The sequence below is a fragment of the Vibrio kagoshimensis genome (genome assembly GCF_050337535.1).
In the GTDB taxonomy this organism is placed as follows: domain Bacteria; phylum Pseudomonadota; class Gammaproteobacteria; order Enterobacterales; family Vibrionaceae; genus Vibrio; species Vibrio gallaecicus.
In genome coordinates, this window is sequence record NZ_JAKJSZ010000003.1 from 172,289 (window position 1) to 198,950 (window position 26,662).

The following is a 26,662-nucleotide window of genomic DNA, read 5'->3' on the forward strand; positions in this document are numbered from 1 at the left end:
TTTTACTTCCTAATTAATCCTTCTATTCGTGCGCTCAAGATAATAAAGCTCAGACAATCTTGAGCGCGTAATTCGTACTATTTTGAAAGGCGATTTTTTAATGTTTTGCGGAACACGAACGGAATCAGTGCGCTGATTATAATGATGACAGCGCCTCCAAGTGCCAGTGTATTTGGTAACTCTGAAAACAGAAAGTAGCCGAGTAACATGGAATAAATCATCTGAGAGTATTCCACGTTAGAAACGACATTCGCTTCCCCCCATTTATAAGCAGTTACGCCAAACCACTGACCAATTGATGAAATCACGCCAACCAACACAAGTAATGTCAGTTCAGTGATGGTTGGCCATTGCCACGCCAAAATACTTGGAATTAGGGTGACTAATCCTACAAAAATAGCTTGGTATGCGAGTACAACGACTTTGCTCTCAACAACCGACATTTTCCTCACGCAGATCACAGCTACAGCCGCGCCTAATGCCGCCACTAAGCCCGTCCCTATATAAAACAACGAGTTACTGTCCATCGTAGGCTGTACTACTAGAAGCACTCCTATGAACCCTATAATGATCGTGATAATTCTCTGCGTTCCAACGGTTTCCGACAGAAATGAACGTGAAATAATGGCAACGAAAAGTACTTTCATAAAGCCTAATGCCGTGGCATCTGCAAACGGGATATTACTGACGGTCAGGAAGCTGAAATACAATGCGATGAATGCGCCTGTTACTCGCATTGCATGCATCATGGGCATTTTCGGATGAGTCATCGCTTGCCAACTACTGACGATGGATGGCACCAAAAGCGCCACAAAGACCAGTTGTCTGAATAGTAGTATTTGGAAAATATCGATAGTTTGGCTCAAATCTCTAACAATCACGCCCACTAAAATAAACAGCGCATTAGAATTTAAAGCTAGCGTAATGCCTTTGGTTGGATCAGATAAGGAATGAAAATAAGATGTGAAAGGGGTTGGAACCAAGAATGTTTTTAAGTTAGACATATCGACCTCATGTAGTTAGAGGAAGAGCCTAAAGCCTACACTAGTTGACGGGTCAATGCATAAAAAAGCCAGCAGAGTGAAATGCTCTTCTGGCTAAGTGGTGTAACTCTTAATGTAATTTATCATCTAAGACTCTATTGGTATCACTAGAATGTCGATAGGAGATTTATTGATAAGGTGTTTAGAGTAAGAAATAATTCGGCTCCAAAAATCGTGGTGATGACCACAAATTAATAAATCAAAGTTATTATCCATTATCGTTTCTGCAAGTTTATCGGCTAAATCCCCCGTTCCCACTAATATGTTACTCACTGGGTAGTCTATAGCGGCTTCAAAATCTCTCAGTTGCTTAATTGAATGGGTGTTTAATGGCGCTAAGCCTTCTGTCGTTTGTAAGTTAATCAGGTCTGGGTATATCTCTCCGTGCGATCCATCAATATGAATAAAAGAAACTCTAGCATCGAGTAGTTCTGCTAAAAATTTCGCTCTTTCTATCAGCACATGACTTTCTTCTGAAAGCTCAAGCGCGACAAGTATGTGTCTATATTCCATAGCGTGCCCTCTTGTTGCTTATGCTCATATAAGCATAGTGTTTATGGGGCTATTTTATTGGTAAGGAGGTCTCAAATTAGAGTGAATCTTACTTTTTTCAGAGAGATTATTTTTGTTGTGTGCCTATGAAGAAGGGCATGAACAAATCATGCCCTGCGACTTAATGAATACCGATAAAAAGCTCGGTTGTCGTTTTTGTTCAATCTACAAAAAGGGAAAGTGTTTACTATTCTCCGTATCGAAACCTTCGGGTGAAAGCTGAATAAAAGTGTACGTAGAAAACGTACATAAATAAGAATGTACGTGAGGAATATTACGATGCTGGATATTAAAAAAATTGAATCAATCACTGAACTCGGTGAACTAAAAGCTGCGTATTTTGCTGAGGCAACCGCTCCTTTAGATGGCATGTGGCACTTCGGGTTTGTTCCAATGTCGGATCACTTTGGCTTTTATGAAGACAACTTGCTGGTGGGTTATTGCGTGGTGAATAGTGAAAACTATCTGCTGCAATTTTACCTTTCCCCTATTGCGACAGCTCAAGCTTCGGAGCTGTTTACTTTGATCGCTCAAGGTAATAGTTCTGAGATTGGCACGTTAAGCGGTGCATTTGTCAGTACAGCAGAAACGCAATACATGGCGTTAACTCTTGATAATTCGTTGTCATTTAACGTGAATGCCAAGATGTATAGATTCGATCAAGCATTAAAAACTCAAGAACATAAAACAAATGAAGCTTTGCCAATGCAGCTTGCTGCGCCTGAACAGTTAAATGATTATGTCGATTTTGCGGTAAATGCCATTGGTGCACCTAAAGAATGGCTGTCTGGCTACTTTGCAAATCTAATTCAACGTGATGAGCTTTGGGGCTACTGGGTGGAAGGTCAATTGATTGCGACAGGAGAATGCCGATTCTTTGAGGATATTCAAAAAGAATTTGCTGATTTAGGTATGATTGTTGCTGAATCTGAACGTGGTAAAGGCATTGCAACAGGTGTCCTTGAGCACTTGGTTCAACACGCGTTAAGTAAGCAATTAACCCCGATTTGTTCGACAGAAATGTGTAATATTGGGGCGCAAAGAGCCATTAGCCGAGTGGGTATGCGATCTCAAAACCGCATTGTTCAATTTGAGTTTGATCAGTCATAACTCGTTCAATGCTCTCCCGTTAAATTTTTTTATTGCTAAACAATTTTCTCGTTAAACACGGATATAAACAACGGAAGGCATAATTTCTCATGATCAGTTGGATACAACCTCCACGCTCCTCTCAAATTGCGAAATACGTAGAATGCTACTGGCTGATAGAAAAGCAGCCAGACAGCGATAGCCATGCCTTTCCTAAGTTGAATCCGGAATCCAACGCTCATTTTATTATTTCGCCTTCAAACCAGCCTTACCACTATCAAGCAAAGTCGGCTTTACTTGATGGCTTAGGTAGCCATTGGCTATTTCCCTACCGTGAAACGTTGCAGCTTGATCATTCTAAGCCGTTTGTTCACCTTGGTATTAAATTTAAAATTGGGGCGCTATATTCTTTGGAAGTGCCAGATTGTGCTCATCCACAGCTAGATAATGTATATGCTCAAAGCCTACAAGCATTGCTGAACCATTGCCAAATGACAGAAGATGCGATGATTCATTTGGCTCTAAACCATCCTGAAGAATGCGGCAAAATGTTAGATCAAGCCTTGTTGCCTTGGGTTAACAAAGCCTCAGAAGATAAGCACAGTGAACTGACTCGTAAGGTATTGCCTTTATTAGCTGATAGACAAATCTCGGAGTTGGGAGAGGCTTTGTTTTGTTCTCAAAGAACGCTAGAAAGAAGTTTTAGCCGAGTCACTGGATTAACTCTTAAACAGTGCCATACCATGCAAAAACTTGAAGCGATGTTGGAATACCTTTATCAACGAGATTTGAAAGATATTGATTGGGTGGAAGTGGCGTATTTGTTTGGTTTTAGCGACCAGCCTCATTTGATTCGTCATTTAAAAAAGCAAATTGGGCTAACACCTCAAAACTATGCCAAGCAAAGAGACTTTACGATTGATGTTTATGGTGGTGTCGAAACCCAGTCATTGGCTCGCCATCATTCTAGCGACTAGTGACATAGCATTTAAGCTGTATGCATTCGTCTTAAAACCCACCCGCCCATGAATCAAACTCATCAATATTATCTATTTCCTGCTGGGTTTTCGGTGCAGGATAGAAAGGTAAAGCCAAAAGTACTTGAGAAGGCAGTAATACCCATTCAGGGGTTATTTTGAAGTGCTTCAATTCAGTGTCGATACGAACATACATATAGTAGCCATCGGCGTGAGTATTCGCGTAACTTGCGATGGTGGCGACTTCTCCATTCGGCAGTTTTACGTCTCTACCCAAAGGATAAAGCTGATGTAAAGCGAAGCTAACTTTTGGATCTTCCAGTTTACCTTGTTTGAAGCGCTCTAGACCAATCGCAGTTGAAGTGGCGCGAGGCTTCCATCCAGTAAGAAATAGCCCAGCCATAGAATCAGTAAAAGGTTTGCCTTTACGAACCCCTTCATTACTAATGAATTGGACGGTGATAACGTCGCCTAATTCATCCAGTATCTGTAAAAACTGCTCGCCGGTTTTATCTACTAAAAGTCTCATGTGCTTTCAAATGTATATTTAGAATGAAGTGCCATAAATGATACTACTTTAGAGTAGGGTGAGGTAGAGGGAAATCAAGTTTTAATCATTCTTGCTCAACTAATAACGCTTACGAATAAAGTGACTCTGCACAATCGCGTCTAGATAAGTTGTAGAGCTTTGTAGCTGAAAGTCTCCAGTATTAAAGATGGAAGCATTGGGGCCTTCAGATGTCTTTAGTGAGCGTTTTGATCATGTATTAAGCCTGCTATCTTTAAATGATGAAACAAAAAACGAGCGTTAGATCTGCTGGTGGGCTATCTTCATGGCTATGCATTAGCTTTGAATTGTAACCAAAGTTCAGAGCCTTTAACGCCTGATATGCTTGATGGGTCACTCCATCTATATTGCTTAGCTTTAGTGCATGCATAGCGAATAACATAAAGAGTGGTGTAGATGATAAGAACTATGGTGAAATTTTTTAAAGCGTGTCGATCAACATTAGTATTGTTTTCGGCTTTAGCGCTGGGCGGATGTGTAAGCTACAACATTACGGAAAGTGATATGACCCAATACCTGCGAGATAATGTCAGTCTTGAACAGTCGGTTGGTGTTCAAAATGTTATGTATGCTCGAGTATCGGTAGAAGACATCAACGTTAAAATTGGGCGTGAAGAGGCAGAGCGAATTTCTGTTTTTGCCAGTACAAATGCATTGGTTCAAGTGCTGAGTGCACCTAATATGGGGCTAGATTTAGACATCGAATTTAGTGCTATTCCTGAATACAATCAAGAAACAGGGGAAGTGTTTCTTAAATCATTAAGACTTGAAAAACTGGAAGAGCATAGCCAGAGCTTGACGCCTGAAGTGAAAACTTTATTAAAGCCAGCCGTTGCGATGATAGGGCAAGCTTTATCTCAGCACCCTGTTTATAAATTGGATGGCGCTAAGGTTCAAGAAGCGCTAATTAAAACAGCAGAACCTAATTTAGTCATTAGAAATAATCAGCTTGTTATTGAACTGTTTGACTAAAAAACTTAAGGACCTCACCATTCGTATTCAGAGTTAAATACTCGGTAATTCCCTTGCCATATGACCTTTATTTCATGCTGTGCCCTAGATCTCATTTGTTCAATATGGCAATTGCTATGGTAAATCACTGAAGGCTTGCATAAGCAATCAATAGGTTTTATTTATCGATCAAAGGGGTCTCTATGCTAGGTGAAAATCACTCTCTTCTAAGCGAATTTCCAGAAATGAAAGATGCAATTACGAGTTTGGTAAAAGCAGATGAAGTGTTTGCAAATGACATGGCGAAATATGACGAGCTTGATAAAGAAATACGTAAACTTGAGCTAGATGGCTCTCCAATTGATGACGGTGAAATGCATCAATTGAAGCATGATAGAGCGGTGCTTAAAGATTCACTACATCAACGTTTAGTGGGCTAAATTGCCCTAAACTTCTATTAAACCGTTATAACAGATTACTGGTTTCGGTTAAGTAAACACCAAATTGAAAAGCCTCATTATGAGGCTTTTTCTTTTTTAAAGTAATCCACTCAGCCATACCTATATTTATACTGACTTATGCCAAGTAAGTAGGGTGTAGACTTGGCAGATAATAAATGGGTGTGGATCTTTATAATAAGAGTCGATAAAATTGAACAGATGTTCATATTTACTAAGTGGTAGAACAATGGCGAATATAGCAAAATTTGATCGCGAAGAGGTTATCCAAAAAGCGACCAACTTGTATTGGGAAAAAGGCTTTCATGGCACCTCGATGCGTAACCTTCAAGATGTAATCGATATGAGGCCTGGCAGTATTTATGCAAGCTTTGGCAGTAAGGAAGGTTTGTTCAAAGAAGCGTTAGCGAAATACGCGGATATGGGCTTAGCGCATTTAGCTCAATGCCAACAAGAATCAGGCTCGCCACTGCAAGCATTAAAGTTATTTGTTCGTCATACCATAATCGATAAATCAGCAACGGCACCAAGCGGTATGTGCATGTTGGCGAAAACCATATCTGAATTAACTGAAGATAATTCGGAAGTATTGGCAGAAGCTCAGCGTTTGTTAGGGGTAATGGAAAATGCCTTTTTACAAGTTATTGAACTTGCACAAGAGCAAGGTGAAGTTTCTCAAGATAAAGACCCACAGCAGCTAGCAAGGCATGTTCAGATTCAGATTATGGGTTTAAGAACTTACGCACGAGCCAATAAAGGCCAAGCGCTGCTCAATGACATGATTGACGATATTTTTAAATATCACCCATTTTGAGGCCAATCAAACTCTCATATTTTTATCTAGGTTATTCATACTGAGCTGTTTAGCTGTCGCCACTATTTAGAATCACATATAGAAAAGACCACGTATAAATGCGTGGTCTTTTTGTATTGAAATTCAGCCATTAGTGGATGAATTTGTTTAACGTTAATTCAGACGTTGTTGATTGTTACCCTACTTGTGAAAACTCCACGACCTTTTTTGGGTCTTTTGTTTGTACGCTTACATCCTTTGCACTTTTGTCTTTCACGTATTGAGAAATTGCCTCTTGCTCAGATGCATTAAGGTACAGCCCTAATTTCGTACGGCGCCATAGAATATCTTCATCTGTTACAGCCATCTCTTGGTTGATCAGGTAATCAACTTCGATTTGGTACACGCCATTTGCTTCATCTGAAAAAGCAATGCCTAAGTCTTCTGGGGTGCTCACGCCCTCCAGTAAATTCCACGTTAACGTGCCAAATTGGGTAACGTAACGCAGCAGTAAAGCTTCAGACATCCACTCATATTTTGAATGAATCATGTCAGCGAGTTGCTCACGGCTACAGCTAAAGTTACCGCCCGGTAGCGTGTCATTTGCTGTCCATGGAGCCCCCATATTTGAAAGGTATGGGCTCAGCTTTTTAAGCGCTGCTTCACCTAATTTACGGTAAGTAGTTAGTTTCCCACCGAAGACAGAAAGCAGCGGTGCTTGGTCAAGTTCTGCATCTAATTCTAGTGTGTAGTCGCGAGTAATCGCTTGTGGAGAGTCAGATTCATCATCACACAGTGGCCTTACACCGCTGTAGGTCCACACTACATCTTCACGAGTTAACTGTTCGACAAAATGTTGATTAACGATATCGACTAAGTAATCCACTTCATCATCAGAAATAGCCACTTCACGAGGGTCGCCTTTGTACTCTAGATCGGTGGTTCCGATAATAGAAAACTTATCTAGATACGGGATCATAAAAACAATGCGGTTGTCTTTATTTTGCAAGATATAGGCTTGTGGTTCGTTGTGAATTCGTGGAACGACAATGTGTGAGCCTTTGATTAAGCGAATATTACGTGGTGATTCTTGCTCTAAACCATCGTCAAAGAACTGCTTCACCCAAGGTCCTGCTGCATTTACTAACGCTTTTGCTTTACGTTCAAAGCGCTCATCCGTCACGACATCATGAATCGTTACATGCCAAATATCACCTTCACGATGGGCTTTCTCTACGCGACAGTAGTTACGAACTTCTGCGTTGTTTTCTTTTGCAGCTAACACATTGAGAAGCACCATACGCGCATCGTCGACCCAACAATCTGAATACTCGAAGCCAGTTTTCATTTCCGGTTTGAGTAGCCCTGATTTTGCTAAGTTCACCGTTTTACTGCCAGGAAGAGTCGTACGTTTACCTAAATTATCGTAAAGGAATAAGCCACAGCGGATCATCCACGCTGGGCGTAAAAATGGGCGATGAGGTAAACGAAAACGCATAGGTTGAGCAACATGCGGTGCTTTTCTTAATAGCACTTCACGTTCAGCGAGTGCTTCGGAAACTAAACGGAACTCATAATGTTCTAGGTAGCGTAAGCCGCCATGGATAAGTTTAGAGCTGGCAGAGGACGTCGCTGATGCGAAGTCATTGGCTTCATACAAACCAACATTAAGACCTCGACCTGCAGCGTCAGCTGCGATACCTGCGCCATTAATGCCGCCACCGATCACGATTAAATCTAAAGTGGAGGATTGGCTATTTTTTGAATTATTTTGTTGAGCACTCATAATTTATGATTCCTTCGTGAGCGAACGAGCATTTTAGAACATAAACAAATCCTATATGAACTTTCGTTTTTGGTCACTTTTTATTTTCGTTTATGAGCGTTTTCTGTGATTTGAGCATAAAAAAACCTCTACTTATAAATAAGAAGAGGTTTAATTAGATTTTACTGAGTATAGAAGTAAACACTCCTATCATCGAATTCCTTTATGGATTTTCGGTTTATCTTGAGGGCATGTTACCTGTTTCGATGACTTCTAAAGGAATCGATGACTCATTGAGAATGCTGAGAATTTCTTGTGGTGGCTGTTGGTTAGTAAACACCATGTGAGCTTGAGTGATGTGACCCAACTTAACCATCGCGTTGCGCCCAAATTTTGTATGGTCAACCGCAAGGAAAATGCTGCGGCTATTATCTATGATGGCTTGTTTCACTCGTACTTCATGGTAATCAAAATCAAGCAGTGAGCCATCAAAGTCGATACCACTGACACCTAAAATTCCGAAATCAAGACTGAATTGTTTAACAAAATCTAAAGTTGCTTCCCCTACAATTCCACCATCGTGACTGCGGACTTCACCCCCGGCAAGAATGACTTTGATTTCAGGATTGGGAAACAAAATACTAGCCACATTGATGTTGTTAGTGACAACGCGTAATTGTTTATGATTTTTGTTCAGTGCGCGAGCAACAGCTTCCGGCGTAGTGCCTATGTCTACAAATAATGTCGCGCCATCAGGAATATGCTTGACCAAATCTTCGGCTATTAGATCTTTCTCATTAAAGTTCAGTGCTTTACGAGTATTGTATGAGGTGTTCTCTGAACTAAGAGGAATGGTCGCCCCACCATGATAACGGCGGATTTTATTGCTATCGGCCAGTTCATTGAGGTCTCTACGAATAGTTTGCGGGCTCACCTCAAATTTTTCTACTAACTCGTCGGTACTGACATATCCTTGCGTTTTCACCAGATCAACAATTTGCTGGTGTCTTGGTATTTGTTTCAATTACCACTCCTTCGCACACAGAAAAAGCTCTAGTGCATCAAATTCGAAAATATATACTCGCGCTATTGTGCTCGAATTGGAGAGTGTAGAGAAGTGACGAAAGTCAGTAATTATGGTTTAAAGTCCCAAAAGGGGGCGGAAATACCAAAACTTGGGAGCTAATAAGTAAAAAGAGCACCTAAATAGATGCTCTTTGATGTCATTTTATGAAATCGAGTTATTCTTCGTCGTCATCGTGAAGCTGAGACCACGTTTGCGCACACTTGATTGCTCGCTTCCAGCCTTTGTAACGACGTGCGCGTTTTTCTTCGTCGTGATGCGGTTCGAAAGTGCGATCCAATACGGCTTTGTTTTGTAGCTCATCAATGCTATCCCAGAAGCCAACAGCAAGACCTGCAAGGTAAGCAGCACCTAAAGCTGTCACTTCCGTTACTTCAGGTCGGTGAACTTCTGTGTCCAATACATCAGATTGGAATTGCATTAAGAAGTTGTTCGCAACCGCGCCGCCATCAACACGAAGGTTCGCCAGTTTAATACCAGAGTCCGCTTGCATTGCATCTAGTACATCACGAGTTTGGTAGGCAATACCTTCTAAGGTTGCTCGGATGATGTGGTTAGAGTTCACACCACGAGTTAAGCCAACAATGGTACCGCGAGCGTAAGCATCCCAATATGGTGCGCCTAAACCGGTGAATGCAGGAACTACGTACACGCCGTTTGAAGAATCCACTTTTGTTGCAAAGTATTCAGAATCTTTTGCATCGGCAAGTAACTTCATTTCATCGCGTAACCACTGGATTGATGCGCCACCCATGAATACTGCACCTTCCAGTGCGTAAGCAGGTTCACCTTGAGGACCACAGGCTAGGGTTGTCAGTAGACCATTCTTAGACGTCACTTTTTCTTTGCCAGTGTTCATCAATAAGAAGCAGCCCGTGCCATAAGTGTTCTTCGCTTGACCCGCTTCTACACACATTTGACCGAATAGTGCAGCTTGTTGGTCACCAGCAATACCAGCGATTGGAATACGCGTTCCGCCTTTACCACCTAAGTTCGTTTGGCCATACACTTCTGAAGAGCGTTTTACTTCAGGCATCATTGACGCTGGAATACCCATTTCATCAAGTAGCTTTTGATCCCAGCATAAATCATTGATATTAAATAACATGGTACGTGAAGCATTGGTGTAATCCGTTACATGCACGCGACCTTGTGTCATCTTCCAAACTAGCCAAGTATCCACAGTACCGAAGAGTAATTTACCTTCTTCTGCTTCTTCGCGAGCACCTTCCACGTTGTCTAGAATCCATTTTACTTTGGTTCCTGAGAAATACGGGTCAAGGACTAAACCAGTATTATCACGAACGTAGTCTTCTAAACCGCGTGCTTTAAGGTCTTCACAAATGTCAGCAGTACGACGACATTGCCACACAATCGCGTTATAAACAGGCTTACCCGTTTCTTTATTCCATACAATCGTCGTTTCACGTTGGTTGGTAATACCAATGCCGGCTAGCTCGTCACTGCGAATGCCTGTTTTTGCTAATGCTTCAACTAACGTAGAGCTTTGAGTAGCCCAGATTTCCATTGGGTCATGCTCAACCCAGCCCGCTTTCGGGTAAATCTGTGTGAACTCTCTTTGAGATGAGCTGACGACGTTTGCATCATGGTCGAGGATTACAGCGCGAGAGCTGGTTGTGCCTTGGTCTAATGCAACAATGTATTTTTGCTCGGTCATGGTAAGAATCCTTTTGTTTCGTTATTTATATTTTAGTCAATGTAGAGTGCTTATGGCTTCTAGACGATAGCTAACAGCTCATAGCAAAAGTTTAAGCTCGAGCTTGTTCAGCTTCTTTTTCTTCTTCTGTGTCACATTGGTTTGGGATTGTGCAGCCTTGTCCTTCTACAGGTAGGTAAGCTGCAATCGCTTTCGGATACAACCAGCCACCGAAACACGCACCAGCAATTGGAGCAAGAATAGGTACGATGAAGTATGGAATATCACGAGCACCGGTGAGTGCGAATTCCCAGCCAGCAAAGTAAGCGAAGAGTTTTGGTCCAAAATCACGTGCTGGGTTCATAGCGAAACCAGTCAGTGGACCGAGTGAGCCACCGATCACTGCAATCAAAATACCAATCAGTAATGGGTTCATTGCGCCGCGTGATGCGCCGTTGTTCTCATCACCTAAAGCCAAAATAGCGAACATCAGTACTGCTGTAATCACGAATTCCACAGCAAAAGCGCCGAAGAAAGAAAGTGAAGCATGTGGGTATGTCGAGAAAATACCAGCAGTTGATAGTGCATCTTGACTGCTACGAACGAAGTTGTTTGCGATTTCGTAGTCAGTAAATAAGTTGCTGTAGAGGCTGTAAACTAAAGCCGCAGAGCAAAATGCGCCAAGTAATTGAGAGATAATGTAAGGTACAACTTTCGCCTTATCAAAGCCGTGGAACATGGCCAAGGCAATGGTTACCGCAGGGTTAATATGTGCACCGGAAACGCCGGCAGTACAGTAGATAGCAATAGAGACACCAAAGCCCCATACAATGCTGATTTCCCACTGCCCAAATGTTGCGCCTGTTAAAACCAGTGCAGCTACACAGCCTACGCCAAAGAATATTAGTAGCCCAGTACCAATAAATTCCGCGAGGCACTCTCCGAATAAGGAAGGGTGTTTGTTTGTTGTCATGTTCGAGTCCTTGTTAGTTGTGCTTATTTAGCAGGGTGTATTCTGCATAAATTTGCGAATTCGAAAACAAACGAACATTAAAAGTGAGTGTTTGAGCATGAATTTGTTAATGAAAGGAGCGTTAATTGTTAAATAGAGCAACTTTGCTCATTAGGCGGGGCTCATTTGAAAGTGTTTTATTCCAAATGAATCTGTTATGGGGGCTAAAACTACGCTTATGAGCGGTAATATACAACTGGTTGGAGGAGTTTTGTGATACTGCTGCATGAGTGGTGAATAATTACACTTGGGGAGCGTATTAAAGGGAGAAATGGCTGGTAATGAACATTTACCAACCATTATATTCATTTGAAATGTTACGAGCTTGTCACGTGGAGCTTAAATGATTAAACCAGAGCTGCTACTTTCCCTTTTGCGACCAATTGGTTTCTGACCGAATCGTATGCCCAATTGAATCCAATAGCGTACAGTACAAAGAAAATCACTAATCCAATATCCATAATAAATACGGTTAAGAAATCAAGTTGCAGTACCCACATCAGCACTGGCAAGGTCACCACAAGTAATCCTAATTCGAATCCAAGCCCGTGTAGTACCCTAACTGATTTTGTTCTTTTGGTGCGGTCTGCGCCGAACAGTTTGTCGTAACCCAAGTTATAAAGGTAATTCCATCCCATTGCGATTAACGACATCGCAAGTGCCAAGCCCGCCATTTCTCCAGCACCATTACCTGTAATATAGGTTGCTAGCCCTGCCATTATGACTAAAGCAATAAGTTCAAATAGCACCATGTGTAAAATTCGTTCTTTATGTGACATGCGTTTCTCTATTGTTTCGTTTATCTGGATTGTCTGGATATAATAATATCTTTATTTGTGATTATAAAAAGATTATAACCATCACTATTACTGATGGTTTGGCGGGTTAAAAAGAAGGTAAGTGAGATGTATAACATTGAACAACTCAGGATGTTTGTTGCGGCTGTGGAGCTTGGATCTTTTTCTGCCAGCGCACGTAAGCTAGGAAAAGTGCAGTCAGCCGTTAGCCAAGGGATCAGTAATCTTGAGATTGATTTCGATGTTCAATTATTTGACCGTTCAACACGAAAGCCGACCTTAACTCAAGAAGGCGAACAGCTTTTCAAACAAGTTAAAGCCATTGTCTTGCAGGTAGAAGATCTCAATGTGACGGTCAATGCGATAGGTAATAATGAAGAAGGGTTAGTGAGAGTCGCTTTTGATGACGCATTATTCTTACCTTCTTTAGCGAAGATCCTTGATGTATTTAGTCAGACATTTCCTGCCACAGAAGTTGATCTGATCTCTACATCAAGTACTGATGTGATTGGGTTAATTGAAGAGTCTCGTGCGGACATTGGGCTTATGTTTACTGATTTGAATTTCAATATGGATACTAACCCATGCTTTATCGGTAACTTACCTTTTTATGCTGTTTGTCATCCATCTCATCCTTTAGCCCAACTAGAAGAAGCTAAAGTGAGTGATTTCATTTTGCATCGTCAGCTTGTGCTACGAGGTCATAATAACGGGCTTATTGATCAATTCCCGACTATTGCTGGCAAGTTCTGGTGGTCTACGAGTTTTAGAGCAGTCAAAGACGTTGTTTTGAATAGTAAAGCGGGTTGGGCGTATTTGCCGCACCATATGATAGAAGTAGAAATTAAGAACAAAACGTTAGTCGAGATTAATAGCTCGTTTGATCATAAAGCTTGGAGCCCGCCAGTTGATCTCATCACTTCCAAATTACAGGTGAAAGGGCCTGCTCAGCTTTGGTTGGAAGACAAATTGAAGACTTTACTGGATTAATAAAAAACCTTGCCAGTTTAATAGAAGACTTTTTTGAATTAATAGAAGCCAGAACACAGCTTAAGATTACATCTATCAGAGAACTAGGGTATAAGGATGCTATGAAAATACCTAAGAGAATACAGCCTCTAGTTGACGATGGTTTAGTCGATGAGGTGAAAAGCCAGTTAATGAGTGGCAAAGAGGCTTCAGTGTACGTTGTGCGCTGTGGTGATACGATTCGTTGTGCCAAAGTGTACAAGGAGGCAAGCCAGCGCAGCTTTAAGCAAGCTGTGGCTTACCGTGAGGGTCGTAAAGTTCGTAATAGCCGCCGAGCAAGGGCAATGGAAAAAGGCTCTGGCTTTGGTCGAGAACAGCAGGAAAAAGTGTGGCAAAGCGCAGAAGTGGATGCGTTATATAAACTGGCAGCGGCTGGCGTAAGAGTACCAGAACCTTTTGGCTGTTTTGACGGTGTTCTGCTTATGGAGCTTGTGACTGATGATGAAGGGTATGTCGCTCCTAGGTTGAATGACGTGGAGATCTCTGCTGAGCAAGCGGTGCGAGACCATAATACAATGATGGACTATGTCGCGAAGATGCTTTGCGCGGGCATCATTCATGGCGATTTATCTGAATTTAATGTGTTAGTAGATGAGCATGGACCGGTCATTATTGATTTACCCCAAGCGGTTGATGCGTCTGCCAACAATAACGCCGAATGGATGTTAGCGAGAGATGTTGACAATATCCGTCAATATTACGGTCAATTTGCACCAGAGCTATTAACAACGGAATACGCCAAAGAAATGTGGGCTCTGTATGAAAAAGGTGAATTGATGCCAGAGACAGAACTGACTGGTGAATTCCAAGAGCTCGATAGTGAAGCCGATATTGACGCTATCATGAAAGAAATTGACGATGCTCGTGCTGAAGAACGCTTTAGACGAGAGCGAATTAAAGAGGCGAAAGAAGGGGTAGATGAAAGCAAGTTTAACTGGGCAGATAATAACGAATAACGTTACTTCTGTTTTCTTTGAATGCCTGCTGATGAATTTAAGTTCGAATCTTTCTCTATCTGATTAAATAAGCGTAGTGAACAATAAAAAATAGCCGTGTCAGTTTTATACTGGCACGGCTATTTTTTGTAGGGCTTATCTTAACATCCTTAATGCCGCTGAGTACGAGTTATGATTCGGTTGTTACCGTCTGTGGGTAGTATTTGTCTTTCATTTTTAGAGCCACATTAACTAAGTAAATCAATACGGGTACTTCAATCAGAGGACCTATCACTCCAGCAAACGCTTGATCTGAATTAATGCCGAAAACAGAAATGGCGACTGCAATCGCGAGTTCGAAGTTATTGCCTGTTGCCGTGAAAGCAATCGAAGCATTCTTGTCGTAAGCGATGCCCATTCTTTTACCAATGAAGAAGCTGATAAAGAACATCACCGTGAAGTAAATGGTCAATGGCACAGCAATGAGTAAAACATCCATTGGCAGTTCAACAATCATTTCACCTTTCAAGCTAAACATCAGTACGATAGTGGCAAGCAGCGCAATTAACGTTATTGGTGAAATACGTGGAATGAATACCTCGTTGTACCATTGCTCACCTTTCATCGACACTAAGATCTTACGGCTTAAGAAACCCGCTAGGAATGGAATACCAAGATAGATAAGCACACTGTGGGCAATATCGGTCATTGAAATATCAACCATCATGCCTTCATAGCCAAATACTGGTGGAAGAACGCTAATGAACAACCATGCCATGAAGCTGTAGCTGACAACTTGGAATGCGCTATTCAATGCAACTAAGGCTGCGCCGTATTCTTTGTTACCGCCACCAATATCATTCCAAACCAATACCATCGCCACACATCGAGCCAAACCAATCAGTATTACACCGACCATGTAACCTGGGTGGTCACCTAGGAAAGTAATCGCGAGCACAAACATTAAAATCGGGCCAACAATCCAGTTCATGATAAGTGACAATTTGATGGCTTGTTTATCTTTAACTACGGTACCTAACAGGCTGTAATTCACTTTAGCCAAAGGTGGGTACATCATTAAAATTAAGCCAATCGCGAGTGGTATGTTGGTTGTGCCAACAGACATGGATTCATTCCATTGCTCAATCTGTGGAAATAGAATGCCAAGCAATACTCCAATCCCCATCGCGGCAAAAATCCACAATGTTAAATATCTATCTAAAAAACCGAGTTTTGGTTGCATAACAATTACCTCTGATTTGGTCATGTTGGGGACAAAAGTTTATCAATCGAAAGCTTTCGAATTGTAATTTTTAAATCGTAAATCGTCGAAATACGATTAATGTGTTTATTAAAAAGCACGCATATTATTGATGTACAGAGCGTGCTTTGTGAATTCTATTAATTTAAAACGTTATCTATGATGCCTTCAAAACGTTTAATGGTTTCTCTATTTATGCGGTAACACATCTTAGGTGGAATCGATTCCGCCGTAATAAAACCCGATGTTTTCAAAATGCGTAAATGTTCAGAAACGGTAGATTGTGCGAGTCCAAGCTCAGTCACAAGATCACTATTCAAGCAGCCTCCAGATTTCTCTAATGCAGATAATATACTGAGAATTCTGATGCGTGCCGGGTGTGAGAGGGCTTTTGCTAATGCGGCTAAATCACTTTCCTGCTGTTCATTTTTTTCAGGAATAAGGCAATTCAGTGATGGTTGGCATGTTGAAGTCATTGCTCACTACCATTAATCGTTAAAAGACGATTAATGGTAGTCCTGATCAGTTTTTGGGTCAACTGATTATTTTAGTTGCAGTGATTTTATTGGATTCCTTCCCCTCAAGCACAGAACTGAAGTGAGTTAATATTTTGATTATTGGCTGGTTGAGCTTTTACGAGTCATTCCGTGCCAATAAATTGGCCAGTTTTGTGCTGTGGATGTGTTGTTCACGACTAAACCTATCAACACGAGTCCTATGCTTCCCACAAGTACAGGCGTGAACAGAAAAGACCAATCAACAGCACTGGTTCCTGCAAGAATCACCACAATTGGGTTTGCTCCTGCTGGTGGGTGAACGACTCTTAAAAATTGCATCAACATGATTGCCGTACCGACTGCAAATGAGAGCACAATGTAAGAATCACCTAAGCCGTAAAGTGCCAAAAGCCCAACAGCAGCAGAGATAAAGTGCCCGCCAATAACATTCCTTGGTTGTGCCAAAGGAGAAGAAGGTACGGCAAAAATGAGCACGCAGGTTGCGCCAAACGGTGCCATTAACCAAGGAGAACTTGAATACTCAGCTAAAAGTGAAAGAACCAGAATGCCTAAAGTCCCGCCAACAAACCCTTTCAAAATCTGGCTGAATGTTGGTTGCGGGGGTAAAGCGCCCCCACCTTTTAATTTATCCATCATATGCCCCTTATTGGTTTACAAAATTAATGATCCTAAAAATCAATGTGTACAGATCTGTACTGTTCGACATTTATGATACAGATCTGTACACTCCCTGCAACCCCATTTATTCGTGGAAAGTGAATGAGTAAGAAAGAACATATCCTTGATGTTGCAGAAAGCTTGTTTAATCAGTTTGGATATACTGCTGTAGGAGTTGATATGATTCGTGATTCTGCAGAGGTCTCTAAGACGTCGATGTATCGCCACTTTGGTTCGAAAACTAAGCTGATTGAAGCGGTGTTAGCCAGAAGACACCAGCGATTTGAATCAAGCTTAGCGAGCTGGGTAGATGGTCATTCATCAGCAATGGATCGTTTGGACGCCTTGCTAGATTGGCATTTTGATTGGTTTGAGCAGCCAGATTTCAAAGGTTGTATGTTCATGCATGCTTTAGCTGAGTTCAAAGAGACAGAAGAAACGGTGGCGATGTTGTCTTATCAGCACAAAGCGTGGCTTAAAGAGTCGATTATTGGTTGCCTAGAATTGAGTGATAATTTGAACGCAGTACAAATAGAGATGAAGACTGAAATTCTTATGACCTTCATTGAAGGGATGATTGTAAGAAGTGAGTTTGGAGTTAGCATGACAGACCAAAACCAGTATCGCCAATCTGTGCAAGCGCTGGTACAAGCTTGATTATCTAGCAAGCTAGTGCTGCTAATCCGCTTGTATCAAAAAATGTTAAGTGATAAATCTTACGCCAAGTAATATATGAATATTTCCATCATCGAAATGGTGGTATTCCATTTTTAAGTGCACTTTTGATGCACCCAATTTTTTAAGGTAAGCCCTACAGATGCTACAACCATCAATTAAATTCATTGCCACTGATATGGATGGCACGCTGCTGAATGAACATAGCCAGTTAGACCCTGCATTCTTCGATGTGTACCAGCAGTTAGAAGAAAAAGGGGTTATGTTTGCTGCCGCTTCGGGTCGTCAGTACTACAGCTTAATTGAAACGTTCGCACCGTTAAAAGATCGAATGATGTTTATTGCTGAAAACGGCACATTAGTGATGTATCAAGGAAAAGAGCTTTACAGCTGCACAATTGATAAAGCATCAATCGTAACCATAATTGAAGAAGCAAGGCAGATTGAAGGCGCGCACATTGTATTGTGTGGTAAGCGATCAGCTTACGTAGAAACAAACAATCAAGACGCACTAAAAGAATTCTCTAAGTATTATCACCGTTGTGAGCAAGTTGCTGATTTACTGGCGGTTGAAGATGATTTTATTAAGGTGGCAATCTGCCATTTTGATGGTTCACAAGAGCATGTAAACCCAACAATTGAAGCGAAGTTTGGGGCTGATTATCAAGTGGTGGTAAGTGCGAAGATTTGGCTAGATGTCATGAATGCCGAAGCATCGAAGGGCGCGGCTTTAAAGCACTTACAGCAAACCTTAGAATTCACTCATGAACAAACCATGAGCTTTGGTGACTACCTGAACGATTTAGAAATGCTGAAAGAGAGCTACCACTCTTACGCAATGGAAAACGCCCATGAAACCGTAAAAAAGACGGCGCGTTTTATGGCTCCAAGCAATAAAGATTCAGGTGTTCTGACTGTGCTTCGTGAGTTACTAGTGTCATAGTCAACTTTCACATAAAAATCTAAAATAAAAAAGCCAGTGACCCACAGTACATACTGATAGTCACTGGCTTTTTTGTTATTCGTTAGTGAGCTTTTCTAGCTTAACTTCTATCACTTAGCTTTTATCATTTAGCGTCGATAACTCAGCTATGACCACTTAGTTTCGATTACTCAGCTTCTAGGGTTTAGTTGTCAGCTAGGTTGTCAAATTCTTGTTTTTTCGTGGCGAACCACTGCATCATAGCTGCAGGATCTTGAAGCATTTTTTGTACTTCCATCATCGCTGCCATATGAGTCGCATCTTGCTGTTGGAACATTGCCATTCCGTGTGTCTTACTTAGCTCAACAATCTCTTCAAATGTTGCTGCTGTGAATGCCTCATCACACGCGCCACCCAGTTGTTTACAAGTCATCGTTTTCATTTGAGCTCCTTTGCCTTTTTCTTATTAAGTCCTCAGACTTTTGTGAGCTCTTTATAGCCTTGTTCAGGTAATAAATTCAACTATTAGCGACTTAACTACGAGTATTTTTTGCTTGAAAGTTATGATTTTGTGAAAACGGATGAAATCGCGTATGTTAATCGGCTTCGAACAGATTCAAGAGAGTATGAAAATGGATTCTTTGTCTCCTTCCCAAGCTAAAAAGTTAGTATTGTTATCGCAAGACCTTCCACCCACAAATAAAGCGCAAGGAAGTGCGATTTCTCATACTCTTTCAGCGATAGAACAGCTTGGCTATATCCAAATAGATACTATCTCTGTGATTCAAAGAGCCCACCACCACACGCTGTGGAATCGGAATCCGCGTTATCAGCTTAACCATATTGATGAGTTAGTAGAAAATAGAGAAGTCTTTGAGTATTGGTCCCATGCTGCCGCTTACTTGCCTATGCGTGATTACCGTTTCAGTCTGTACCGAAAACAAGCCTTTAAAACGGGTGCGTTAAGTCATTGGTATAAGGCTAATCATGAATTGATGAAAAGTGTTATTCAACGCATCGAAAGTGAAGGTCCGTTAATGGCTAAAGATTTCGAGGGTGAAAGAAAGCACAAGGGTGGCTGGGGTGGAAAGCCAGCTAAGCAAGCATTAGAAACCTTGTTTATGCAAGGGGACTTAATGGTGTCTTCACGTTCAAATTTTCATAAGGTTTATGACTTAACGCAGCGAGTTGTACCTGAAACTATAGATAGTTCGGTTCCCACCGCGGGAGAGTATGCACGTTATTTGGTGACTCAATTTTTGAAGGCGAATGGGCTTGGGCTGGCTGCAGAAATGTCTTACTTACTAAAAAATACCAAGCCGTTGGTGATGAAAGTGCTGTCTGAAATGCTAGAAGAGGGAAGTGTGGTACAGGTTTCGGTCAATGGTCTTGCATACTTTGTCTTGCCGGGGTTTTTAGATTTGTTAAATCGTCCACTCGCGAGAAGCAAGCTCAAAATCTTGTCTCCCTTTGATAACCTATTGATTCAAAGAAAGCGCATGCAGGCATTGTTTGGCTACAATTACTTGCTTGAATGCTATGTTCCAGAACCAAAACGGCAGTTCGGATACTTCTGCTTGCCCATTTTATGGCAGGGTGAATTGGTGGGAAGAATGGATTGCAAAGTGGATCGAAAAACATCAGTGCTAAATATTAATAATTTAGTGGTGGAAGGCGTTGTTGAGAAGTGGGGAGCCAGCAAGCAAGAAAGTTTTGTTCAAGCTTTACGAGAAGAGATCACCGGTTTTATGGAGTTTAATCAAGCACAAGAACTTATCATACACAAAGCTAACCTGGCTGGTATTAATGGGTAGCTCAGAAAAATTTGCACTCGTTTTTATTTAGCAGTAATGATGGTAGGTCGACTCTAACTCAATGAGCGTATAAATGCTTATGAAGCGAGTTCCGTTCTGCAAGTTCATCTCTATGTTACATGGGGAATTTAGAGCGATAACGTTTAACTGATTGTCTTAACACATATTTTCACTCTTTGGTCTTGTTGTTTTTATGTTAACCTCCGGGTTTATAAAATACTCAGGGAGAGGGGGCATATGAAAAAGATAAATACTATTCCGATGCTGCTAACGACGATGTGCTTCAGCGCTGGTATTGCTGCTGGTCAGGCTATTCCAGAAGCCTATGTCATTGGTGGCGATGATGCAGACGTAAGTAAGTTCAAAAGTTACGCACAATTACGTTTGGAACAAGGTCAAGCAAGTAGTCAGTTCTGTGGCGGTTCTATTCTTAGTGATACGCTTATTTTAACGGCTGCGCATTGTCTTTATTATCAAACCTCTGCTCCTGTCTACAATACCCCTGGTAATACTTCTTCGGGAATCCAAAGAGCTGCCGTTTATGCACCTATCGATAAGCATAGCCTTAAGATTTTAGTAAAAAACCCGACAAGGGATGTTAATCAATCTGAATTAAAAGCTGTTAAAAACTTTTACGCTAATCCGAACTTTAAATTTAAACATCAAGCACTCGGCTTTACGCTTGCTGATGAAAGAATTTACGACATCGCAATTATAGAATTACAAACACCGATTAACCCTATTGATAATGTTGAATCCATTACATTGCCTTTTGATAAGGAATACGATGTGCCCGATACAATGCTAGACATGGTTGGGTTAGGGTATGCAAAAGAAGACAACGGGTTTATCACCTATATCCCTGACGTGCTGCAATATGGTCAAACCAAGCTGCTAGGGGATGACACATGTTATGTCTCAGGTTATGCCCATATAGATAAGTTAATATGCACCATCCACCCTGACTATAATCGCGGTGACTATGGTGTTACAGGACAGGGTGATTCTGGTGGTCCTCTATTTTACAACCATTCAAACGGGCAGCAGATTCAGGTTGGGATTGTAAATAGTGGTAGTAGTGTACATTCTAACTTTACTGAACTGATTCATTACCAAGATTGGATTAATGATGTCATAAATAATGAAGGCTATAACCCTGGAAGCCCTCTCGTTTATGATAAGAATTTAGACACGAGCAATTATCATTCTGTGGGTGATCAAGCTCCGGAACCAACGCCAGATCCGGTTCCGACTCCAGAGCCTGAACCAACACCGGACCCAGTTCCGACTCCAGAGCCTGTGCCAACGCCAGATCCGGTCCCGAATCCAGAGCCAGAACCAACGCCAGATCCGGTACCAACACCTGATCCAACTCCAGCACTTGAACCTCAACCTGCTCCTGCTTTAAATAGCGGCGGATCTTCAGGAGGCTCTATCGGATTCTTATCTGTTCTTGGTTTGTTTGGGCTTGGGCTGTATAGAAAAAGAAAGTGATTAAGTATGAATATTAAAAAGAACCGGCAGCGGTTCTTTTTTTATTAGGTTCGTATATTGATTAGTATGAAATACATCACTAACGCCATTAAAACGACTGGCTAAAACCTGCCAACGAAATGACAGTGCTGTTTGAACGAGTTCTCTCGCTGTCATTTAACCCTTCAATAGCACCTTCTCCAATCAGAAATTTTACTAATGTAAGCGTTCTTTAGTTGTTATGGCTTACAAATGGCTAAGTGCCTTACAAGCAATTACATTCCCAATGTGTGATTTGAGTCATATAGATGTTTTAATTCGACCATAATTTGACGCGCCAATTTTTAGGCGAAATATTTTGACTGGTAAGAGAATTCATCACATGAAAAAGACAATTTTAGCGTTAGTAATCGCATCGGCTTCATTTACGGTAGCTGCGAATGTTGCACCCGTAAATAATTTTGCTACTCCGTCTTCTGCAACAATGCAATTCACCGAAACAGTGAAAGTTGTTTGCGGTATCAAAACTTTAACAACAAATGATTTTGAAGGGTCGATTAAATTTAATGATGAAGTGAAAGATACTGAAAATTTTGCTCAATTCGAATTAGCTACAAATGAAAATAATAAAAACGAAGTGAAAGTGTCAGTAACAACCTTAACTAGTGATATTGCAAAGCTATCATCAGTGACGAAAGTAAGCGCAACCAAATTGTGGATTGGTGAAGATACAGCAAATGCGAGTTTTACGAATGGTCTTGCAAAAAGTGCGTACGACGATTTCGCAGTAAATAAAACGTTAAAAGCAATAGCGGTTTCCAACCTTGATTCAACTCAGGTGGTTGGTAGTAAAGCTGGCGTTAAATATACTGTTGATGCTGTGATTAATGTTGATTGCTTAAGCTAACCAAAAAGTTGACACGCCAGTGCTTTGACCGGGTGATTGATATTTGTGAATGCAGATCATAAAGCCCATCAATAGCGTTGGAATATAGAGCCATGCTGTTGCATTACTTGTATATCGACAAGTAATGCAAGGGATAGGTATGGCTATTAAATTAATCACGACATTGTTTTTGTTGTTTTTCTCTTTTGGTTCTTACAGTGCAACACTGGTTTTTTCTGAAAAAGTACCAAGAATTTGCTGGATTAAAAAAGTTGATGTGAATGATAGCCGTCTGGAGTTTTACAAAAACGACAAAGACGGAAATGCGATTTACACCATCAACACGGATAAGGCAAAAGCGAAAAGCAAGAAGGATGATTTAATCTCATGTAATTAGAAATGAAAAAATTAGTGATGATAGCCGCTGTAATGGCGGCAACCTCTTTCAATGTAATGTCACATTCGCAAAACCAAGATGAAATTAAAGAGATCGTATACAGCCAAAGACCAACCATTCAAATTCAATTCGGCAATTTAAATAGCACTCCATACACGTATGACATTGAAGTGAATGGAATCATGACGGGGCAAACCGTCAAGCTACAAGCGCGAGAGCAGAAAAAAGCGTACATAAGATTGCCGAATATCGAGCCAGATAAAAAAGTCTCATTAGAAGTATGCACCATTGCGCGAAGCCCGAAAGCGGGGATCCCAAGAACAAGAATGTGTACTCCAGTAAAAGTCTATTTCCCAAAAACTAAATTGATACAGGCAAAAGAAGGATGAGAACACTACTTCGATTATGCTTTGTGCCTATCTGTTTATTTCCAATGTTTGCGGGTGCTACTTATATCACAAGCTCAAATCAGCAGTCGTGTAGGAGCTTACCAATCACAAATGCTATCGATGGTCAGCAATATTCAACGAAAGTCTGCTATTCCCCTTCTGCTCCTATTGTGAAAGATAAGAAGTACATTCGCGAACTTGGGGCTTATTGGACGATAACACCGCCAAAGGATACAGACGGAAATTACATCAGGTTTAAGGGTAACGTAAAATTAAACCGAACCGATGATGAGCTTTATACTTCAATCTATATCAATCAAGGGCTTCAACCTCCCGAGAAAGCCAGTTCTAACGGCTATAACTTTGAGTTTATTCCATATGCGAATGACCCAAAACGTTGGATAGCGTCGTTCAGTATGATGGCAACTTATGCTGATGGAAAAAATTATTTAAGTGGAAAAAATAAAAAAGTTAGTATTTATATTAATGATGTAATTGATACAAAACTAGATGTCACATTTAAATCGTTATTAGAAGAAAGTTATTGCTTTATTAAAGTGGATGACAGCTCTGGAGGTTTTATCTTTAACGATAAAAAGCCAACTTCATCGACTTATGCGGGATTTAATGTTGGCGCAATGGCGACGGATAATACACCTGTTACTCTAAGTTTAGAACATGAATTTAATGATACTGCTAAATATTTTGAATCTTACTTTTATAATTATAAAGTTTTAAACTTTAATGGCGATGACATTATATCTAAAAATTTAAATTATAAAATTCAAAGTGAGTTTTACCGTTCTAGTGTAAGGATCGCCCCTATCATTAATTTAAATCGATCTGATTTATTAGCGGGTGAATATAAAATGGTGACGACAATAAGATGCGGAGTTTAATTTTAATATTAATATGCATGGTGAGTTTTAATTCATTTTCTCATGTACAGCACCCTTTGAAAATTAAAGAATTGTCCACGGATGGACAACCACGGATAAAAATAACTGTGGGAAATATTAGAGAAATTAAACAATCATTCAATGTGGAAGTGAATGGTGTTTTAACGGGTCAAAAAATTCATTTAAGTACAGAACAATTTAAGAATATTAGCGTTAGGTTGCCAAGAGTTCAGCCTAACCAGTTGTATAAATTTACTGTTTGCACTGTTTCAGTGCCAAAGCCAACAGACAAGGTTAAAAGTAAGATATGTTCAGAAGTAAAAGTGTATTATCCGCAGTCATCTCAGTAGTCACATTTGCAACGTTTAAAGCTGCCGCAGTGTCTATTCCATCTGCCAGTGTACCAAGTGGTTATGACCGCGTGACAACCGCCGATGGGGTAACTTGTGAATCAACGATCGCAAGTGCGACTTATGTGCAAACGGGCTTAGTGGGTTCGCAGACTGACCAAAAATACGATAAAAGCCAAAATGGATACTACAACAATATCCAAGATAAAAACGAAGTGGGTGCCTACGTACAAATGGTTATTCCGATTGGTGAAAAGCGTGAACGAATTAACTGTAACCGATTGTACAACCTTGAGATTGACCGCTTAAGAGCTGAAATAACAAAACTAAAGGTAGAGGCGAGCCTAGGTGATATTTGGAATGAGCCTGCAATAGAGCCAACACCAGTTGCAGCCCCACAACCTGCACCAGTAGCGCCTGTTTTACCAAAGAAAAAGACTATTACCTTTGATTCCCAAAAAGGCGTGGCGATTTTTGAACCTGGAAGCGATAGGCTAAAACATTCAAGCCTATATAAGTTTGATGAGACGCTAGACACCTTATTAAAGTATGAAGAATCTAGTGTGGTGATTGTTGGTCACACAGACTCAACGGGTTCAGAGACATTGAATAAGCGCCTATCAGAAAAACGAGCGGAATCTATTGCTGATTACTTCATATCAAGAGGTGTGAATGCTAGCCGAGTGGAATCCTATGGACTTGGGGAAACTCGCCCTATTGACTCTAATGAGACAAAAGAAGGTAGGCAGAGAAACCGCCGTGTAGAGGTTACTATCCAACCTTTCACTATTGAAAAATAGACGCCAAGCCGCACGTCATGTGCGGCTTTTTATCATATAAAATCTCTATATTTATATGATAGTTGTCTTTTTAACAATCATGCTTACATACACTTACATCGCCAATAAAACTTCCTTGATAAAATTAGCTCTAATACTCTATAGCGTTTATTAGTAATAAGGTGTAGTTAATGAGTAAAACTATTATTTGGATATTATCCTCTGTTTTCGTCCTGACGACTGGTGCTTTTTTATTTAAAAATGATATATATGAAATATATTTATCTAATCAAGTTCATAGTGGTTTGACAATAAATAATGAAAACAGAGTAGTTCTATGTAGCCATTATGAAAAATTTGATTCTGAATCGGTGGAGCAGTTAATAACTCGATCAAAATCATTACTTTCTCAAATAAAATCATTGAACCTTAATGAATCGGATTTGATGGACAAACTTGCTGAATCAAATGGGATACTGACGAAACGAGATAGAACGATTCTTCGAGAGCAGGCTTTATATCGCTTTAAACATGAAAAATGTATTACAGGCAATGATTATCACCAAGAGTTTAATGATTATTTAACGTTATTAAATATGAGTAAAAACTAATTAATAGGCGAAGATTTGGAATGAAAAGGTTAATTCTAGTCATGGTAATTGCCAGTGCTCTTATGGGGTGTATGAAGAGTCATGATTTAGATTTTTTGGAAGAAGGTAAAACGACACCAAAACAACTGGCGGAATATTTAGGTGAAGTCTCCATGGTTATCGATATGGGTGACACTATTTCGTATGTATACAATTATAATCTCCACCAAAAAGCATTCACCTTTGAAAACGGTGTTTTTATCCTTTTAGAGAAGATTACGGAAGTTGATGGTGAATATGTTTTTGAAACTATGGAACTGCACTAACAATAAAGAAATTAAT

At 40.6% G+C, this 26,662-nt stretch carries 30 protein-coding genes; 18 read left to right on the top strand and 12 right to left on the bottom strand.

What is annotated here, in order from left to right; all coding sequences use genetic code 11:
* Positions 1-77: 77 nt before the first annotated feature.
* Positions 78-1,004, bottom strand: a complete 927-nt coding sequence (locus L4C37_RS02815; RefSeq protein WP_429767800.1) for a DMT family transporter — start codon at positions 1,002-1,004, stop codon at positions 78-80.
* Between the two features lie 126 nt (positions 1,005-1,130).
* Positions 1,131-1,556, bottom strand: coding sequence for a universal stress protein (locus L4C37_RS02820; RefSeq protein WP_372265048.1), 426 nt, complete (start codon positions 1,554-1,556; stop codon positions 1,131-1,133).
* Between the two features lie 318 nt (positions 1,557-1,874).
* On the opposite strand from L4C37_RS02820, the gene L4C37_RS02825 reads away from it, so the two are divergent.
* A complete protein-coding gene (locus L4C37_RS02825) occupies positions 1,875-2,705 on the top strand; it encodes a GNAT family N-acetyltransferase (protein ID WP_429767801.1) in 831 nt (276 codons plus the stop codon).
* A gap of 89 nt (positions 2,706-2,794) precedes the next feature.
* Positions 2,795-3,661 carry a helix-turn-helix domain-containing protein gene (locus L4C37_RS02830; protein WP_429767802.1) on the top strand — a complete coding sequence of 289 codons (867 nt, stop codon included), beginning with the start codon at positions 2,795-2,797 and terminating at the stop codon, positions 3,659-3,661.
* A gap of 31 nt (positions 3,662-3,692) precedes the next feature.
* Here the strand turns inward: L4C37_RS02830 and L4C37_RS02835 are convergent, their stop codons facing one another.
* Positions 3,693-4,190: a hypothetical protein gene (locus L4C37_RS02835; protein WP_273294105.1), complete on the bottom strand. Its 498-nt coding sequence runs from the start codon at positions 4,188-4,190 to the stop codon at positions 3,693-3,695.
* A 447-nt stretch (positions 4,191-4,637) separates the two neighbouring features.
* Here L4C37_RS02835 and L4C37_RS02840 point away from each other — a divergent pair, with 447 nt between their 5' ends.
* The 3 genes from L4C37_RS02840 to L4C37_RS02850 all read left to right on the top strand — a co-directional run bounded on the left by L4C37_RS02840 (position 4,638) and on the right by L4C37_RS02850 (position 6,452).
* The gene (locus L4C37_RS02840) at positions 4,638-5,201 is read left to right on the top strand and encodes a YceB family lipoprotein (RefSeq protein ID WP_429767887.1); all 564 of its coding nucleotides are present in this window, start codon (positions 4,638-4,640) and stop codon (positions 5,199-5,201) included.
* Positions 5,202-5,383: 182 nt separating this feature from the next.
* Positions 5,384-5,620 carry an HP1242/YdcH family protein gene (locus L4C37_RS02845; RefSeq protein ID WP_273294107.1) on the top strand — a complete coding sequence of 79 codons (237 nt, stop codon included), beginning with the start codon at positions 5,384-5,386 and terminating at the stop codon, positions 5,618-5,620.
* Between the two features lie 247 nt (positions 5,621-5,867).
* Entirely contained in the window at positions 5,868-6,452 is a 585-nt protein-coding gene (locus L4C37_RS02850) for a TetR/AcrR family transcriptional regulator (RefSeq protein WP_429767803.1), read from the top strand.
* A 175-nt stretch (positions 6,453-6,627) separates the two neighbouring features.
* Here L4C37_RS02850 and glpD read toward each other — a convergent pair whose 3' ends face one another.
* From glpD to L4C37_RS02875, 5 genes are all read right to left on the bottom strand, one after another.
* Positions 6,628-8,217 (bottom strand): glycerol-3-phosphate dehydrogenase, encoded by a 1,590-nt coding sequence (glpD, locus tag L4C37_RS02855; RefSeq protein ID WP_429767804.1) that lies wholly within the window; start codon positions 8,215-8,217, stop codon positions 6,628-6,630.
* 217 nt (positions 8,218-8,434) lie between these two features.
* Positions 8,435-9,220, bottom strand: coding sequence for a DeoR/GlpR family transcriptional regulator (locus L4C37_RS02860; RefSeq protein WP_429767805.1), 786 nt, complete (start codon positions 9,218-9,220; stop codon positions 8,435-8,437).
* Between the two features lie 217 nt (positions 9,221-9,437).
* On the bottom strand, positions 9,438-10,958 hold the full coding sequence (gene glpK, locus L4C37_RS02865) for a glycerol kinase GlpK (RefSeq protein WP_137371864.1): 1,521 nt from the start codon (positions 10,956-10,958) through the stop codon (positions 9,438-9,440).
* A 91-nt stretch (positions 10,959-11,049) separates the two neighbouring features.
* Complete coding sequence (locus L4C37_RS02870) at positions 11,050-11,910, bottom strand: MIP/aquaporin family protein (RefSeq protein ID WP_137371865.1); 861 nt, start codon at positions 11,908-11,910, stop codon at positions 11,050-11,052.
* 386 nt (positions 11,911-12,296) lie between these two features.
* Positions 12,297-12,728 carry a PACE efflux transporter gene (locus tag L4C37_RS02875; protein WP_137371866.1) on the bottom strand — a complete coding sequence of 144 codons (432 nt, stop codon included), beginning with the start codon at positions 12,726-12,728 and terminating at the stop codon, positions 12,297-12,299.
* 126 nt (positions 12,729-12,854) lie between these two features.
* Between L4C37_RS02875 and L4C37_RS02880 the strand changes: the two genes are divergently transcribed.
* The gene (locus L4C37_RS02880; RefSeq protein ID WP_429767806.1) at positions 12,855-13,736 is read left to right on the top strand and encodes a LysR family transcriptional regulator; all 882 of its coding nucleotides are present in this window, start codon (positions 12,855-12,857) and stop codon (positions 13,734-13,736) included.
* A gap of 101 nt (positions 13,737-13,837) precedes the next feature.
* Positions 13,838-14,731 carry a PA4780 family RIO1-like protein kinase gene (locus L4C37_RS02885; protein ID WP_429767807.1) on the top strand — a complete coding sequence of 298 codons (894 nt, stop codon included), beginning with the start codon at positions 13,838-13,840 and terminating at the stop codon, positions 14,729-14,731.
* Between the two features lie 169 nt (positions 14,732-14,900).
* Here the strand turns inward: L4C37_RS02885 and arsB are convergent, their stop codons facing one another.
* The 3 genes from arsB to L4C37_RS02900 all read right to left on the bottom strand — a co-directional run bounded on the left by arsB (position 14,901) and on the right by L4C37_RS02900 (position 17,125).
* Positions 14,901-15,953 (bottom strand): ACR3 family arsenite efflux transporter, encoded by a 1,053-nt coding sequence (arsB, locus tag L4C37_RS02890; protein ID WP_137371869.1) that lies wholly within the window; start codon positions 15,951-15,953, stop codon positions 14,901-14,903.
* Positions 15,954-16,111: 158 nt separating this feature from the next.
* A complete protein-coding gene (locus tag L4C37_RS02895; RefSeq protein WP_137371870.1) occupies positions 16,112-16,447 on the bottom strand; it encodes an ArsR/SmtB family transcription factor in 336 nt (111 codons plus the stop codon).
* A gap of 138 nt (positions 16,448-16,585) precedes the next feature.
* Complete coding sequence (locus L4C37_RS02900) at positions 16,586-17,125, bottom strand: HPP family protein (RefSeq protein WP_429767808.1); 540 nt, start codon at positions 17,123-17,125, stop codon at positions 16,586-16,588.
* Positions 17,126-17,248: 123 nt separating this feature from the next.
* Here L4C37_RS02900 and L4C37_RS02905 point away from each other — a divergent pair, with 123 nt between their 5' ends.
* Together L4C37_RS02905 and L4C37_RS02910 are read left to right on the top strand one after the other, a co-directional pair.
* Positions 17,249-17,803, top strand: a complete 555-nt coding sequence (locus tag L4C37_RS02905) for a TetR/AcrR family transcriptional regulator (protein WP_273294115.1) — start codon at positions 17,249-17,251, stop codon at positions 17,801-17,803.
* Positions 17,804-17,963: 160 nt separating this feature from the next.
* Positions 17,964-18,764: a Cof-type HAD-IIB family hydrolase gene (locus L4C37_RS02910; protein ID WP_429767809.1), complete on the top strand. Its 801-nt coding sequence runs from the start codon at positions 17,964-17,966 to the stop codon at positions 18,762-18,764.
* A gap of 184 nt (positions 18,765-18,948) precedes the next feature.
* Here L4C37_RS02910 and L4C37_RS02915 read toward each other — a convergent pair whose 3' ends face one another.
* Positions 18,949-19,185: a DUF1059 domain-containing protein gene (locus L4C37_RS02915; RefSeq protein ID WP_429767810.1), complete on the bottom strand. Its 237-nt coding sequence runs from the start codon at positions 19,183-19,185 to the stop codon at positions 18,949-18,951.
* Between the two features lie 190 nt (positions 19,186-19,375).
* Between L4C37_RS02915 and L4C37_RS02920 the strand changes: the two genes are divergently transcribed.
* From L4C37_RS02920 to L4C37_RS02960, 9 genes are all read left to right on the top strand, one after another.
* Positions 19,376-20,557, top strand: a complete 1,182-nt coding sequence (locus L4C37_RS02920) for a winged helix-turn-helix domain-containing protein (RefSeq protein ID WP_429767888.1) — start codon at positions 19,376-19,378, stop codon at positions 20,555-20,557.
* 237 nt (positions 20,558-20,794) lie between these two features.
* Positions 20,795-22,051 (top strand): S1 family peptidase, encoded by a 1,257-nt coding sequence (locus tag L4C37_RS02925; RefSeq protein ID WP_429767811.1) that lies wholly within the window; start codon positions 20,795-20,797, stop codon positions 22,049-22,051.
* Between the two features lie 361 nt (positions 22,052-22,412).
* On the top strand, positions 22,413-22,937 hold the full coding sequence (locus L4C37_RS02930) for a hypothetical protein (RefSeq protein WP_429767812.1): 525 nt from the start codon (positions 22,413-22,415) through the stop codon (positions 22,935-22,937).
* A gap of 139 nt (positions 22,938-23,076) precedes the next feature.
* Positions 23,077-23,313: a hypothetical protein gene (locus L4C37_RS02935; protein WP_137371877.1), complete on the top strand. Its 237-nt coding sequence runs from the start codon at positions 23,077-23,079 to the stop codon at positions 23,311-23,313.
* Between the two features lie 2 nt (positions 23,314-23,315).
* Positions 23,316-23,702: a hypothetical protein gene (locus tag L4C37_RS02940; protein WP_171734334.1), complete on the top strand. Its 387-nt coding sequence runs from the start codon at positions 23,316-23,318 to the stop codon at positions 23,700-23,702.
* Complete coding sequence (locus tag L4C37_RS02945) at positions 23,699-24,601, top strand: hypothetical protein (RefSeq protein WP_429767813.1); 903 nt, start codon at positions 23,699-23,701, stop codon at positions 24,599-24,601. Before L4C37_RS02940 ends, L4C37_RS02945 begins: the two co-directional genes overlap by 4 nt.
* A gap of 307 nt (positions 24,602-24,908) precedes the next feature.
* The gene (locus L4C37_RS02950; RefSeq protein ID WP_429767814.1) at positions 24,909-25,751 is read left to right on the top strand and encodes an OmpA family protein; all 843 of its coding nucleotides are present in this window, start codon (positions 24,909-24,911) and stop codon (positions 25,749-25,751) included.
* Positions 25,752-25,921: 170 nt separating this feature from the next.
* Positions 25,922-26,341, top strand: a complete 420-nt coding sequence (locus L4C37_RS02955) for a hypothetical protein (RefSeq protein WP_429767815.1) — start codon at positions 25,922-25,924, stop codon at positions 26,339-26,341.
* Positions 26,342-26,361: 20 nt separating this feature from the next.
* On the top strand, positions 26,362-26,646 hold the full coding sequence (locus tag L4C37_RS02960) for a hypothetical protein (RefSeq protein ID WP_429767816.1): 285 nt from the start codon (positions 26,362-26,364) through the stop codon (positions 26,644-26,646).
* Positions 26,647-26,662 lie beyond the last annotated feature (16 nt).